General features: G+C 34.0%; 13 protein-coding genes. 9 read left to right on the top strand and 4 right to left on the bottom strand.

All coding sequences use genetic code 11. The features are described 5' to 3' along the window. Positions 1 to 28 precede the first annotated feature (28 nt). Genes tsaD through tsaE form a run of 4 tightly spaced genes read right to left on the bottom strand, consistent with a single transcriptional unit; the run spans position 29 to position 2,604 of the window. Positions 29 to 1,066 (bottom strand): tRNA (adenosine(37)-N6)-threonylcarbamoyltransferase complex transferase subunit TsaD, encoded by a 1,038-nt coding sequence (gene tsaD / locus CD121_RS09960; RefSeq protein ID WP_126568124.1) that lies wholly within the window; start codon positions 1,064 to 1,066, stop codon positions 29 to 31. Next, on the bottom strand, positions 1,059 to 1,523 hold the full coding sequence (rimI, locus tag CD121_RS09955) for a ribosomal protein S18-alanine N-acetyltransferase (RefSeq protein ID WP_029056074.1): 465 nt from the start codon (positions 1,521 to 1,523) through the stop codon (positions 1,059 to 1,061). Before rimI ends, tsaD begins: the two co-directional genes overlap by 8 nt. Further along, a complete protein-coding gene (gene tsaB / locus CD121_RS09950) occupies positions 1,496 to 2,161 on the bottom strand; it encodes a tRNA (adenosine(37)-N6)-threonylcarbamoyltransferase complex dimerization subunit type 1 TsaB (protein ID WP_126568121.1) in 666 nt (221 codons plus the stop codon). The genes rimI and tsaB overlap by 28 nt, the downstream gene beginning before the upstream one ends. Continuing rightward, a complete protein-coding gene (tsaE, locus tag CD121_RS09945; RefSeq protein ID WP_070452059.1) occupies positions 2,158 to 2,604 on the bottom strand; it encodes a tRNA (adenosine(37)-N6)-threonylcarbamoyltransferase complex ATPase subunit type 1 TsaE in 447 nt (148 codons plus the stop codon). The genes tsaB and tsaE overlap by 4 nt, the downstream gene beginning before the upstream one ends. A 439-nt stretch (positions 2,605 to 3,043) precedes the next feature. Here tsaE and ilvD point away from each other — a divergent pair, with 439 nt between their 5' ends. From ilvD to ilvA, 9 genes are all read left to right on the top strand, one after another. Further along, positions 3,044 to 4,732, top strand: coding sequence for a dihydroxy-acid dehydratase (gene ilvD / locus CD121_RS09940; RefSeq protein WP_119622685.1), 1,689 nt, complete (start codon positions 3,044 to 3,046; stop codon positions 4,730 to 4,732). Positions 4,733 to 4,750: 18 nt separating this feature from the next. Beyond that, positions 4,751 to 6,544 carry a biosynthetic-type acetolactate synthase large subunit gene (gene ilvB, locus CD121_RS09935; RefSeq protein WP_126568119.1) on the top strand — a complete coding sequence of 598 codons (1,794 nt, stop codon included), beginning with the start codon at positions 4,751 to 4,753 and terminating at the stop codon, positions 6,542 to 6,544. Then, positions 6,544 to 6,786, top strand: coding sequence for an ACT domain-containing protein (locus tag CD121_RS09930; protein WP_119622683.1), 243 nt, complete (start codon positions 6,544 to 6,546; stop codon positions 6,784 to 6,786). Before ilvB ends, CD121_RS09930 begins: the two co-directional genes overlap by 1 nt. Positions 6,787 to 6,917: 131 nt before the next feature. Next, positions 6,918 to 7,922: a ketol-acid reductoisomerase gene (ilvC, locus tag CD121_RS09925; protein WP_017638117.1), complete on the top strand. Its 1,005-nt coding sequence runs from the start codon at positions 6,918 to 6,920 to the stop codon at positions 7,920 to 7,922. Between the two features lie 21 nt (positions 7,923 to 7,943). Further along, entirely contained in the window at positions 7,944 to 9,479 is a 1,536-nt protein-coding gene (locus CD121_RS09920; protein WP_029056078.1) for a 2-isopropylmalate synthase, read from the top strand. Beyond that, positions 9,476 to 10,519 carry a 3-isopropylmalate dehydrogenase gene (gene leuB / locus CD121_RS09915; protein WP_017638119.1) on the top strand — a complete coding sequence of 348 codons (1,044 nt, stop codon included), beginning with the start codon at positions 9,476 to 9,478 and terminating at the stop codon, positions 10,517 to 10,519. The genes CD121_RS09920 and leuB overlap by 4 nt, the downstream gene beginning before the upstream one ends. 15 nt (positions 10,520 to 10,534) lie before the next feature. Continuing rightward, positions 10,535 to 11,905: a 3-isopropylmalate dehydratase large subunit gene (gene leuC / locus CD121_RS09910; RefSeq protein ID WP_126568116.1), complete on the top strand. Its 1,371-nt coding sequence runs from the start codon at positions 10,535 to 10,537 to the stop codon at positions 11,903 to 11,905. Beyond that, a complete protein-coding gene (leuD, locus tag CD121_RS09905) occupies positions 11,906 to 12,475 on the top strand; it encodes a 3-isopropylmalate dehydratase small subunit (protein WP_017638121.1) in 570 nt (189 codons plus the stop codon). It begins immediately after the preceding gene. 12 nt (positions 12,476 to 12,487) lie between these two features. Then, complete coding sequence (gene ilvA, locus CD121_RS09900; RefSeq protein ID WP_126568114.1) at positions 12,488 to 13,756, top strand: threonine ammonia-lyase IlvA; 1,269 nt, start codon at positions 12,488 to 12,490, stop codon at positions 13,754 to 13,756. The last annotated feature ends 776 nt before the right edge of the window (positions 13,757 to 14,532 follow it).

Below are 14,532 nucleotides of genomic sequence, written 5' to 3'. Positions count from 1 at the left end.
TATTTTTCTCTCACTACTGACTTTTGTTTTATAAAGTAGATTCTATTGTAAAATCTTCTATATCAATATTATTTTGGCCATTCATAGCCATATCACCACGTTTACCAGCTAAATATAAATAGTGACCTGCAGCACCAATCATTGCTGCATTATCAGTACATAATTTTGGTGCTGGTATTGTTAATTGAATATTATTTTGTTCACACTGACTGGCTATACTTTCTCTCAAGCCACGATTACTGGCTACGCCACCAGCAACAATTAGTCGATCAACATTATAAGCTTTACATGCATGAATAGCTTTAGTAGTTATTACTTCTACAACACTATTTTGAAAACTTGTTGCTACATTTTCTGGAATTATATCTTGTCCCTTTTGACGTTGGTTATGCAATTGATTAATGACTGCACTTTTCAATCCACTAAAACTAAAATCATAGCTTTCTTTTTCTAACCATACTCTAGGAAATTGATAAGTGTCTTGGCCTTTAGCTGCTAATTGATCAACTTGAGGTCCACCAGGATAAGGTAAATCAATTGTGCGAGCTACTTTATCATATGCTTCACCTACTGCATCATCTCTTGTTTCACCTATTACTTTAAAATTTAAATGATCTTTCATATAAACTAATTCTGTATGGCCACCTGAAACAATTAAGGCTATGAGTGGAAATGTGAGCGGTGTTTCTAAATGATTAGCATATATATGTCCAGCAATATGGTGAACAGGTATTAATGGGATATCATATGCAAACGCTAAAGCTTTTGCAGCATTAATGCCAATAAGTAATGCTCCAATAAGACCTGGTCCTTGAGTTACAGCTATAGCATCGATATCTTTCATAGATACATTAGCCGTTTGTAAAGATTCATCAATCGTTGTTGTAATCCCTTCAACATGATGTCTACTTGCAATTTCAGGCACAACTCCACCGAAACGTTTATGACTCTCTATTTGACTTAAAACCGTATTCAATAATATCTCTGTTCCATTTTTTATAATACTTACACTTGTCTCATCACAACTTGTCTCTATTGCTAATATCAAAGTTTGATTATTATTCACTTAAATTCACCCACATCACTAATGCATCCTGCCCTTCTCCATAATAATTTTTTCGTTTACCACCATATTGAAATCCTAGATTTTGATAAACATGTTGCGCTACTATATTATCTATTCTTACTTCTAAACTCATCATTTCACATTTGTGACTTGCATAATTCATAACATATTTTAATAGAAGTTGCCCTAAACCATAACCTCTAAATTTTTCAGTAATTGCAATAGTAGTAATTTGTGCTTGATCAATCACTATCCATAACCCTAAATATCCTATGATAGTATTATCAAATTCTATGACAAAATAATTTGCAAACTCATTCTTTTCAATTTCATGATAAAATGCATCAATTGTCCATGAACTATCGTTAAAACTATTTCTTTCTATGTCAAACACCGACGGAACGTCATCTATACTCATTTTTCTTATATTTAACTGTTCTTTTGTTGGTTTATCCAATTTCTCTCTGCCTCAGTTATTTTATGATATTTTGGAACAAAACTATGAATATCAGCAGGTTGACTAATAAGTTCACTCATCACAGATGCTTGTGGTAACTGATCTATACATTCCCCTTCTAATAAATGAGATAACTTAGAAGTATCTTGTCCTATAAATAGATATTTTTGATTAAATTCATGTAATTTTGATTTTAAATCTTCAATATAAATGTATTGATCTTCTAAAATAGTTTCTAATGTTCCATCGCTTTGTCTTTGGTAAATACCCGTATATACTGCCTCACGTCTTGCATCAAATATTGGTACTAAAAGTCGATAATCTTCTTTTATACAAGCTGCTAGTGATTTTAATGAAGATACACCGTACAATTTACAATTTAATGCGTAAGCAAGTGTTTTTGCAGTAGTCACACCAATTCTTAAACCAGTATATGATCCTGGTCCTTCTGCAACAACAATTCCATCTAAATCATGTTTTGAAATACCACTTTGTTCAAACAAACGTTGGATTTCAGGCATGAGCTGCACTGAATGATTTACTTTGGAATTATTATTAATTTCAGCAATTGTTTCATTATTGTTTGTAATGGCAACTGATAAAGGTTGATTGGAAGTGTCTATCAACAATAATTTCATTGTTCAAGTGCCTCCTTCATAGCAATATAATGATTCCCTTCAGCTTCAAGTGTAATTTGACGTTGGCTTTCATCTATAACTTTTATATTAATAACTAAAGCTTCTTTTGGTAGTAAATCTTTGATAAATTGACTCCACTCAATCACTGTAAGAGCCTCATCTTCAAAATATTCATCAAATCCTAAATCTTCTTCTGAATCTTCCAATCGATAGCAATCCATATGATGCAACTTTAAGTTTGTACCTTTATAAGATTTAATAATATTAAAAGTTGGTGAATTAATCGTACGTGTAACACCCATAGCTAGACCAATAAATTGTGTAAGTGTCGTTTTTCCAGCACCTAAATCTCCATTCAATAAAATTAAGTCGTTTGGTTCAATTAACTCAACTAACTGGTTAGCAAATTGTTTCATTTCATCTTTGTCTTTAATATTAATCATAGGCCATTCTCCTATTAATGTTTTTCATTTTCCAAGAATTTTATTAACTTATTTAGTGTAACAAATTTTGACTCTAATTTCTTCGTTAATATGATTAACAATTTTTTAAAATGAATTGTAAGAAAATTCTAAAATATTATTGACACGCTTTTCTCTATGTAGTAAATTAAGTTTATAAATTTTAAAACAATTCAAACTATTCAGAATAAATTACCATTCAGTGAAAGGAGTATAATAAAATGACTAATCACACATATCAATATTCAACGACAACTTCAAACAATATTATTTTATTATACTCTCAAGGGCTGGAACTTTAGTAATTAATCCTTTTACTAAATGTTTAAGTCCTATTTGTAATTGAATGGGACTTATGAACGTCCCAAAAAATTTTGGGGCGTTTTTTATTTTTCTAAAATAATACACGGGGGAATTAATTATGCGAAGCGACATGATCAAAAAAGGAGATCACCAAGCTCCAGCAAGAAGTCTTTTACACGCAACGGGCGCACTTCAAAATCCAACTGATATGAACAAACCATTCGTTGCTATTTGTAATTCATATATCGATATCGTTCCAGGCCACGTACATTTAAGAGAACTAGCAGACATTGCTAAAGAAGCTATTAGAGAAGCAGGCGCTATTCCTTTTGAATTTAATACTATTGGCGTAGATGATGGTATTGCTATGGGACACATTGGAATGAGGTATTCTCTTCCTTCTAGAGAAATCATTGCTGATGCAGCAGAAACAGTCATCAATGCTCATTGGTTTGACGGCGTTTTCTATATTCCAAACTGTGACAAAATCACACCTGGTATGCTACTAGCAGCAGTTAGAACAAATGTACCAGCTATCTTCTGTTCAGGTGGTCCAATGAAAGCCGGTTTATCTGCCCAAGGTAAAGCATTAACTTTATCATCAATGTTTGAAGCTGTTGGTGCTTTCAAAGAAGGTTCTATTTCTAAAGAAGAATTTCTAGATATGGAACAAAATGCCTGCCCTACTTGCGGTTCATGCGCTGGAATGTTTACAGCCAATTCAATGAACTGTTTAATGGAAGTCCTTGGGTTAGCTTTACCATATAATGGCACTGCCCTAGCAGTTAGTGATCAGCGTAGAGAAATGATTCGTGAAGCTGCATTTAGATTAGTAGAAAATATTAAAAACGACATCAAGCCAAGAGATATCGTAACTAAAGAAGCTATTGATGATGCTTTCGCATTAGATATGGCAATGGGTGGTTCAACTAATACAGTACTTCATACACTTGCAATTGCTAATGAAGCTGGAATTGAATACGATTTAGAACGAATTAATGAAGTAGCAAAGCAAACACCTTATTTATCTAAAATTGCTCCAAGTTCATCATACTCTATGCATGACGTTCATGAAGCTGGTGGAGTTCCAGCAATTATCAATGAACTAATGAAGAAAGAAGGCACTTTACACCCAGATAGAATTACAGTAACCGGAAAAACATTAAGAGAAAATAATGACGGTAAAGAAATTAAAAATTTTGATGTTATACACTCACTAGAAAAACCTTATGACAAAGAAGGCGGTTTATCTATCTTATTCGGTAATATAGCTCCAAAAGGTGCAGTTATCAAAGTTGGAGGGGTAGACCCATCTATTAAAACATTTACTGGAAAAGCAATTTGTTTCAATTCACATGATGAAGCTGTTGAAGCAATTGATAACCATACTGTTCGCGAAGGTCATGTTGTAGTTATCAGATATGAAGGGCCTAAAGGTGGTCCTGGAATGCCAGAAATGTTAGCTCCAACTTCTTCAATTGTTGGGAGAGGTTTAGGTAAAGACGTTGCATTAATTACCGATGGAAGATTTTCAGGTGCAACAAGAGGTATTGCTGTAGGACATATTTCTCCAGAAGCAGCTTCAGGTGGGCCAATTGGATTAATCAGAGACGGAGACGAAATCACAATTGATTTAACTAACCGAACTTTAAACGTGGATCAACCTGAAGAAGAATTATACCGCCGTAGAGAACAACTAGAACCATTTAAAGCAAAGGTTAAAACAGGATATCTTGCACGTTATACTTCATTAGTAACTAGTGCTAATACGGGTGGAATCATGCAAGTACCCGAAAACCTTATCTAAAATTAGGAGTTGATTTTCATGACTAAATTAAGTGACATGCCAGAACACAATACTTCAGAATCAAACCAACCTATCGACACTATGAAAGTGGCAGAATCTAGTAAACCTGAATACTTGAAAAACCAAACACTAAATGAAATGAGACCAGGATCTGAATTGTTAGTTGAAGCGTTACAAAATGAAGATGTAGAATTTATTTTTGGATATCCTGGTGGTGCAGTACTACCTTTATATGACACATTTTACGATGGTAAAATTAAACATATTTTAGCAAGGCACGAACAAGGTGCAACACATGCTGCCGAAGGATATGCACGCGTTTCAGGTAAAACAGGTGTCGTAGTCGTTACTAGTGGTCCTGGAGCAACCAATGCTATAACAGGAATCACGGATGCTTATAGTGATTCTTTACCTTTAGTTGTATTTACGGGACAAGTCGCTACACCTGGTATCGGTAAAGACGCATTCCAAGAAGCTGATTTATTATCAATGACTACCCCTATTACTAAACAAAACTATCAAGTAAAAAAAGTAGAAGACATTCCTAGAATTGTTCATGAGGCTTTTCATGTCGCAAATACTGGTAGAAAAGGACCAGTAGTCATTGATTTTCCAAAAGATATGGGTATTTTGTCGACTAATGTAGAATTATCTGAAACTGTTGATTTGCCTGGATATCAAGTCAACACAGTAGCTGATTCAAATGATATTGAAACATTAGTATCTTATTTAAATAGCTCTAAAAAGCCTCTAGTCTTAGCTGGAGCTGGAATTAACCATTCAAAATCTAATGAACTATTAACAAATTTTGTAACTCAACATAAAATCCCTACTGTCGCAACACTATTAGGTTTAGGTGCAGTACCATACAATCACCCCCTATTTTTAGGTATGGGAGGTATGCATGGTTCATATGCAAGTAATATGGCATTAACAGAGTGTGATTTATTAATTAATTTAGGTAGTCGTTTCGACGATAGACTTGCCAGTAAACCTGATGCATTTGCACCAAATGCAAAAATCGTTCATGTAGATATTGATCCTTCTGAATTAAATAAAGTGATAGATACAGATTTAGGTATCGTTGCAGATTGTAAAAATGTATTAGAACAATTAGAAAACGCTAATGTTCAAGTACCAAATCATGATGACTGGTTGCAAACTTGTGAAACTAACAAATCAAGTTACCCTTTCAAATATGAAAAAGATAACAATGACTCATTTTGCAAACCTCAAGAAGCTATCGAATATATTGGACATATTACGAATGGCGACGCAATTGTGACTACTGACGTAGGTCAACATCAAATGTGGGCAGCTCAATTTTATCCATTCAAAAGTCACAGTCAATGGGTTACTAGTGGTGGTCTAGGTACAATGGGATTCGGTATTCCATCTGCAATTGGCGCCCAACTAGCCAGACCTGATAAAACTGTTGTTTGTTTCGTTGGTGATGGTGGTTTCCAAATGACTAATCAAGAGATGGCTTTACTGCCTGAATACGGCTTAAATATTAAAATAGTCTTAATTAATAATGGTACATTAGGTATGGTTAAACAGTGGCAAGATAAATTCTTTAATCAACGTTTCTCCCATTCTGTATTTAATGATCAACCTGATTTTATGAAACTATCCGAAGCATATGGAGTTAAAGGATTCTTAATTGATAAACCTAATCAACTTAAAGAAACACTCGATGAAGCTTTCAACTATAATGGTCCGACACTCATCGAAGTGCGTATCTCTCCTATCGAGCCAGTAAATCCTATGATTCCAAGTGGTAAAGCAAATCACGAAATGGAGGGATACTAATGAGAAGACATTTAAAATTAGAAGTAATGAATCAAGTAAGTACATTAAATAGAATTACAAGTGCATTTGTTAGATTACAGTATAATATCGAAGAATTACACGTTAAAAAACGTAATGATAACCCTAACGTTTCAGATATGGAACTCATTGTTAATATTGATGACGAAGAGTTATTAAATATTTTAATAAATAAGCTTAAACAACAAATTAATGTTTTAAGTGTAGAGCAACATTCAGCATAAATTATGATTAACCTTTGATGCGCTAGTGTTCATTAAAAACAGTATCTTAAACGAGCTGCTATCATCACTAGTTAATCGCCTTAAAATTTCGGAATATTTCAAATTTTTAAATTATTTTGGAGGAATTTATTATGACTAAAGTATATTATGACGAAACAGTAAAAACAGACGCATTAGCAGGTAAAAAAATTGCAGTAATTGGTTATGGCTCACAAGGTCATGCACATGCACAAAACTTAAAAGACAATGGATATGATGTTGTTATTGGTATCCGCCCTGGACGTTCTTTTGATAAAGCTAAAGAGAATGGCTTTGAAGTATTACCTGTAGATGAAGCAACTAAACAAGCAGATGTGGTTATGGTACTCATCCCTGATGAAATTCAAGGTGATGTTTATAAAAATGAAATTTCACCAAATTTAGAATCTGGAAATGCCCTAGCATTCGCTCATGGTTTCAATATTCATTTTGGTGTTATTCAACCACCCGAAGATGTTGATGTATTCTTAGTAGCACCAAAAGGTCCTGGTCATTTAGTAAGACGTACATTTGAAGAAGGTAGTGCTGTTCCTTCATTATTTGGAGTACAACAAGACGCAACTGGCCATGCTAGAGATATCGCATTAAGTTATGCAAAAGGTATCGGATCTACACGTGCTGGAGTTATTGAAACTACATTTAAAGAAGAAACTGAAACTGATTTATTTGGTGAGCAAGCTGTACTTTGTGGCGGTGTTCATAAATTAATTCAAAGTGGTTTTGAAACACTAGTGGAAGCTGGATATCAACCTGAACTTGCATATTTTGAAGTATTACATGAAATGAAATTGATTGTTGATTTGATGTATGAAGGCGGAATGGACAATGTTCGTTATTCAATTTCAAATACAGCCGAATACGGTGATTATGTATCTGGTCCACGTGTGATTACGCCAGATGTTAAAGAAAATATGAAAGCCGTATTAACAGATATTCAAAACGGTAAATTTGCTAACAGTTTCGTTGAAGATAATAAAAATGGTTTCAAAGAATTTTATAGAATGCGTGAAGAACAAGCTGGTCATCCAATTGAAAAAGTTGGCCGTGATCTACGTGATATGATGCCATTTATTAAATCGAAACGAATTGAAAAGTAATGGATTAAGGAGTGGATTAAAATGAGTAGCCATATTCAAATATTTGATACAACGCTTAGAGATGGTGAACAAACACCGGGAGTCAATTTTACTTTTGACGAACGTTTAAAGATAGCGAAACAACTTGAAAATTGGGGAGTCGACGTTATTGAAGCCGGCTTTCCCGCTTCAAGTACAGGAAGTTTCAAATCGGTAGAAGCGATATCTAAAGCTTTAACAAAAACAGCAGTATGTGGCTTAGCTAGATGTAAGAAATCAGATATTGACGCAGTTTATGAAGCAACAAAGTTAGCTACTAAACCTCGTGTCCATGTTTTTATTGCTACATCTCCTATTCACTTAGAATATAAATTAAAAATGACACAAGAAGAAGTTTTAGCATCAATAAAAGAACATGTTTCATATGCTAAAAAATATTTTGAAGTTGTTCAATTTTCACCTGAAGATGCAACGAGAACTGATATTTCATTTTTAATAAAAAGCGTACAAACTGCTGTAGATGCTGGTGCAACTATCATCAATATCCCTGATACTGTTGGTTTTAGTTACCCTTCTGAATATGGACAAATTTTTAAAACATTAACTGAATCCGTTCAATCTGATAAAGAAATCATTTATAGCGCTCATTGTCATGATGATTTAGGTATGGCTGTCGCAAATAGTCTTGCTGCAATCGAAGGTGGTGCAAGACGCATTGAAGGTACAGTAAATGGTATAGGAGAACGAGCTGGTAATGCGGCACTTGAGGAAGTTGCTTTAGCTTTATATGTTCGTAAAGATCATTATGGTTTAGAATCACAAATTAATTTACAACAAACTAAAAATACTTCTGATTTGATTTCACGATATGCTGGTATTCGTGTTCCAAGAAATAAAGCCATAGTTGGCCAAAATGCCTTTAGTCATGAATCTGGTATTCATCAAGATGGTGTTCTAAAACATCGCGAAACTTATGAAATTATGACGCCACAATTAGTAGGTGTCAGTACAACTGAATTACCACTGGGCAAATTATCAGGAAAGCATGCCTTTGCTGAAAAACTAAAAGCATTAGGTTATGACATTACTTCTGAAGATCAAGTCAATTTGTTTAAGCAATTTAAAGCAATTGCTGATAAGAAAAAAGCTGTATCTGACCGTGATATTCATGCTTTAATTCAAGGTTCAGAACATGAACAAAGTGCCATTTTCCAACTTGAAACTTTACAACTTCAGTTTGTATCAAATGGTCTTCAAAGTGCAGTAGTTGTTATTAAAGATAAAGACAATAATATTTATCAAGATTCAAGCATTGGTACTGGCTCCATTGTCGCTATTTATAATGCTGTTGATAGAATATTTAAACGTGAAACAGAATTGATTGATTATCGAATAGACTCTGTCACTGAAGGTACTGATGCACAAGCTGAAGTTCATGTTAACCTTATCATCGAAAATAAAGAAGTTAGTGGTATAGGCATTGACCATGATATTTTAAAAGCTTCTTGCAAAGCTTATGTTGAAGCCCATGCAAAATATGTTGCTGAAACAAAAGAGAAAGAAGGTATCCAATCATGACCTATAACATTGTTGCTTTACCTGGAGACGGCATAGGACCAGAAATACTAAATGGAAGTCTAGGTATCTTAGAGAAAATTAGTCAGAAATATCAATTTGATTATCATATAGATACACATCATTTTGGAGGAGCAGCTATAGATAACTATGGCACTCCCCTAACTGATGAGACGTTAAAAGCTTGTCAAAATGCTGATGCAATATTATTGGGAGCTATTGGTGGTCCGAAATGGAGTAATCCAAATTTACGGCCTGAACAAGGATTATTAAAACTTAGAAAATCACTTAATTTATATGCTAATATTCGCCCCACTATTGTTACAAATGGAACAAGTCACCTCTCTCCACTTAAACAAGATCGAGTTGAGGGCACAGACTTAGTTATTGTACGAGAACTCACTGGCGGACTGTATTTTGGAGAACCAAGAGAACTCTCAGAACATCATGCTTTAGATTCTTTAACTTATACCCGTGATGAAATCGAACAAATTGTAAGAGTTGCATTTGAGTTAGCACAACAACGTCATAAGAAATTAACATCTGTAGATAAAGAAAATGTGCTTTCTTCTAGTAAACTTTGGAGAAAAACTGTTGATGAAGTTAAGAAAGATTATCCTGACGTAGAAGTAGAACATTTACTTGTTGATGCATGTAGTATGCATTTGATTACGCGACCAACACAATTCGACGTTATCGTAACTGAAAACTTATTCGGCGATATTTTAAGTGACGAAGCTTCAGTTATTCCTGGCTCGCTAGGATTATCTCCATCAGCAAGTTTTGGTAAAGATGGAACTAGACTTTACGAACCTATTCATGGTTCAGCACCTGATATAGCAGGAAAAGATATTGCTAATCCATTTGGAATGTTACTATCTTTAGCTATGTGCTTAAGGGAAAGTTTTAATGAAGTCGCAGCAGCTAATGAGTTAGAACATAAAATTTATCAATTTATTAGAGAAGGAAAATGTACGTCAGATTTAGGAGGAACATATCGTACTTCCGAAATCATTAAACTACTAAAAGAAGATTACACTTAAGGGAGGCGTTATCTTATGGGACAAACACTATTTGATAAAGTATGGGATAAACATGTCTTACATGGAAATGTAGGTGACCCTCAATTTTTATATATAGATTTACATCTTATACATGAAGTTACTTCGCCTCAAGCTTTTGAAGGATTAAGATTACAAAAAAGAAAACTACGTCGTCCAGATTTAACATTTGCTACTTTAGATCATAATGTACCTACTATTGATATTTTTAATATCAAAGATGAAATTGCAAACAAACAAATAACTACCCTCCAAAAAAACGCAGAAGATTTCGGTGTTCATATATTTGATATGGGGTCAGATGAACAAGGAATCGTACATATGGTCGGCCCTGAAACTGGTCTAACTCAACCAGGTAAGACGATTGTTTGTGGTGATTCTCATACAGCCACACATGGGGCTTTTGGAGCAATTGCATTTGGTATTGGAACAAGTGAAGTTGAACACGTTTTTGCTACTCAAACGTTATGGCAAACAAAACCCAAAAATTTAAAAATTGATATTTCAGGAAAGTTACCTAATGGAGTATATGCAAAAGACATTATCCTCTATCTTATTAATCAATATGGTGTAGATTTTGGTACTGGATATGCTCTAGAATTCACCGGTGAAACAATCAAAAGTTTATCAATGGAAGCTAGAATGACTATTTGTAATATGGCTATTGAAGCAGGTGCAAAATATGGGATGATGCAACCAGATGATATTACATTTGAATATGTAAGAGGACGTCAATTCGCTAAAAATATAGATGAAATGATACCACAATGGAAACAACTTTATTCTGACGAAGATGCCTATTTCGACAAAATTATTAATATTGATGTTACAAATCTTGAACCGCAAGTCACTTGGGGGACTAATCCAGAAATGGGTGTTAGCTTTAGTACGCCATTCCCTGCTATTAAAGATTCTAATGATGAACGCGCATATCAATACATGGGGCTAAAGCCAGGTCAAAAAGCCGAAGATATTGAATTAGGATATGTCTTTTTAGGGTCATGTACAAATGCTAGAATATCAGATTTAATTGAAGCTAGTCATATTGTAAAAGGAAAACAAGTACATCCAAATATCACGGCTATTGTCGTACCTGGTTCACGTACTGTAAAAAAAGAAGCTGAATCGATGGGTCTAGATAAAATTTTTAAAGATGCAGGATTTGAATGGCGTGAACCTGGATGTTCAATGTGTTTAGGAATGAATCCAGACCAAGTTCCAGAAGGTGTTCATTGCGCATCTACAAGTAATAGAAATTTTGAAGGACGACAAGGTAAAGGGGCCAGAACACACCTAGTTTCTCCTGCAATGGCTGCAGCAGCAGCAATTAACGGAAAATTTGTAGATGTTAGAAAGGTGGTTATATAAATGGATATAAAACCAATTACCACTTATACAGGTAAAATCGTGCCATTGTTCTATGACAATATCGATACTGATCAAATCATTCCAAAAGCTCATTTAAAACGTATATCTAAAACAGGTTTTGGTCCTTTTGCATTTGATGAATGGCGTTATTTACCAGATGGAACTGATAATCCAGAATTTAATCCAAATAAGCCAGAATATAAAGGCGCAAGTATTCTTATAACTGGAGATAATTTTGGTTGTGGTTCCAGTAGAGAACACGCTGCTTGGGCATTAAAAGATTATGGATTCAGTATTATTATTGCAGGAAGCTATAGTGATATTTTTTACATGAATTGTACAAAAAATGCTATGTTACCTATTAAATTAGATAAAACTTCTCGAGAGCATTTAGCAAGCTTTAAAGAAATTACAGTTGACTTACCAAATCAAACAGTTTCATCGCCGGAGAAAACTTTCCATTTTGATATAGATGAAACTTGGAAAAATAAACTCATTCATGGATTAGATGATATAGATATAACATTACAGTATGAAGATTTAATTGAAAAATATGAAAAAGCACATTAGGGTGGGACTATTATGACATTAAAAACAACAGTTTCAACAAAAGATATCGATAAAGCTTTTTTACGTCTTAAAGATACAGTAAAAGAGACTCCTTTACAATTAGATCATTATTTATCTCAAAAATATGATTGTAAAGTATATTTGAAAAGAGAAGACTTACAATGGGTACGTTCATTCAAACTAAGAGGTGCCTATAATGCTATCTCCGTATTATCTGAAGAAATTCAAAATAAGGGTATTACATGTGCTAGTGCAGGCAATCATGCTCAAGGTGTTGCTTACACTGCAAAAAAGTTAGATTTAAATGCTGTCATTTTTATGCCAGTAACTACTCCCCTACAAAAAATTAATCAAGTTCAGTTTTTTGGAAACGGAAATGTAGAAATAAAATTAACTGGTGATACCTTTGATGATTGTCTAGCTGAAGCATTAGATTATACTAAACAACATGATATGACATTTATCGATCCATTTAACAATGTTTATACAATTGCTGGTCAAGGTACCCTAGCTAAAGAAATTATACATCAATCTCAAGATGAAAATATTGAGTTTGATTATTTATTCGCAGCTATAGGAGGTGGAGGACTAATCTCAGGTATTAGTACTTATTTCCATGATTATTCTCCTAAGACCAATATTATTGGCGTAGAACCTTCTGGGGCTAGTAGTATGTATGAATCTGTTGTCGTTAATAATAAAGTAGTTACATTGAAAGAAATTGATAAATTTGTAGATGGTGTATCAGTAGCTAGAGTTGGTGACTTAACATTTGAAATAGCTAAATCTAAAGTACATGACTATGTTCAAGTAGATGAAGGCGCTGTATGTTCAACAATACTTGATATGTACTCTAAGCAAGCTATTATAGCAGAACCCGCGGGTGCATTAAGTGTTGCTGCTTTAGAAAACTATCGTCAACAAATTAAAGGAAAAACTGTAGTTTGTATAGTTAGTGGTGGTAACAATGATATCAATCGTATGAAAGAAATTGAAGAACGATCACTTTTATATGAAGAAATGAAACATTATTTTATCCTTAATTTCCCTCAAAGACCAGGAGCTCTAAGAGAATTTGTTAATGATGTGCTCGGCCCTCAAGATGACATTACCAAATTTGAGTATTTAAAAAAATCATCTCAAAATACTGGTACAGTTATTATTGGTATTCAACTTAAGGAGCACGCAGATTTACAACATTTAAAAGAAAAAGTAAGTCTATTTGATCCCTCAAATATATATATTAATGAAAACAAAATGCTATACTCTTTATTAATTTAACTAGTGTAAAAACTAATCGGAGTTAAGTGGAATAATTTCCATGTAACTCCGATTTTATTTTATTTAAAATTTAGTCTTTATTCTTTATGAAAAATGGTTAATAAAATTTTATTAGAACTATTTAAACTGCTGAGCTAAACTTGATTTGAGTCAATCATTCGCATTTTTCTTCTTTTTCGTCTCTCTCTTACACACTTAGCTTGACTAAGATCGTAGCGTTCCTTTACCCCAACTTGCATTGCTTGTTGAATTTTCTACCAAAATTCTCTTTGTTGGAGCCCCGCTCTTCATTGATGATTTAAAGCACTTCACTTTTTATGTATAAAAAAAAGAGACCTTACGGTCTCAATGCGGCTCATCGCATCCTATTATTTGCCTGGCATATATAGTTGTACTTAATAGCTAAAGCTATTAAGTACAACAATGCGATTATAAATCGCTGTTTTGCTTTAGAACGTTAGTCTGCTACCATCGGCGCTAAGGAGCTTTCTCAACTCGAGATAAACGCTCGCATTCTTCTTCTTTTTCGTCTCTCTCTTACTCACTTACCTCGACTAAGATCGTAGCGTTCCTTTACCCCAACTTGCATTGCTTGTTGAATTTTTTACCAAAATTCTCTTTGTTGGGGCCCCGCTCTTCATTGATGATTTAAATTACTACATTTTTTAGACATAAAAAAAGAGACCTTACGGTCTCTCTATTTGCCTGGCAACGTCCTACTCTAGCGGAACGTTAGTCCGACTACCATCGGCGCTAAGGAGCTTAACTTCTGTGTT

Source organism: Staphylococcus pasteuri (genome assembly GCF_003970495.1).
Taxonomy (GTDB): Bacteria; Bacillota; Bacilli; order Staphylococcales; family Staphylococcaceae; genus Staphylococcus; species Staphylococcus pasteuri.
This window is presented reverse-complemented; position numbering and strand designations above follow the sequence as displayed.

Bases quoted from the DNA above. Each gene is read 5' to 3' on its own strand.
- tsaB (WP_126568121.1), bottom strand. From the start codon at position 2,161: ATGAAATTATTGTTGATAGACACTTCCAATCAACCTTTATCAGTTGCC.
- tsaE (WP_070452059.1), bottom strand. From the start codon at position 2,604: ATGATTAATATTAAAGACAAAGATGAAATGAAACAATTTGCTAACCAG.
- ilvD (WP_119622685.1), top strand. From the start codon at position 3,044: ATGCGAAGCGACATGATCAAAAAAGGAGATCACCAAGCTCCAGCAAGA.
- ilvB (WP_126568119.1), top strand. From the start codon at position 4,751: ATGACTAAATTAAGTGACATGCCAGAACACAATACTTCAGAATCAAAC.
- CD121_RS09930 (WP_119622683.1), top strand. From the start codon at position 6,544: ATGAGAAGACATTTAAAATTAGAAGTAATGAATCAAGTAAGTACATTA.
- ilvC (WP_017638117.1), top strand. From the start codon at position 6,918: ATGACTAAAGTATATTATGACGAAACAGTAAAAACAGACGCATTAGCA.
- CD121_RS09920 (WP_029056078.1), top strand. From the start codon at position 7,944: ATGAGTAGCCATATTCAAATATTTGATACAACGCTTAGAGATGGTGAA.
- leuB (WP_017638119.1), top strand. From the start codon at position 9,476: ATGACCTATAACATTGTTGCTTTACCTGGAGACGGCATAGGACCAGAA.
- leuC (WP_126568116.1), top strand. From the start codon at position 10,535: ATGGGACAAACACTATTTGATAAAGTATGGGATAAACATGTCTTACAT.
- leuD (WP_017638121.1), top strand. From the start codon at position 11,906: ATGGATATAAAACCAATTACCACTTATACAGGTAAAATCGTGCCATTG.
- ilvA (WP_126568114.1), top strand. From the start codon at position 12,488: ATGACATTAAAAACAACAGTTTCAACAAAAGATATCGATAAAGCTTTT.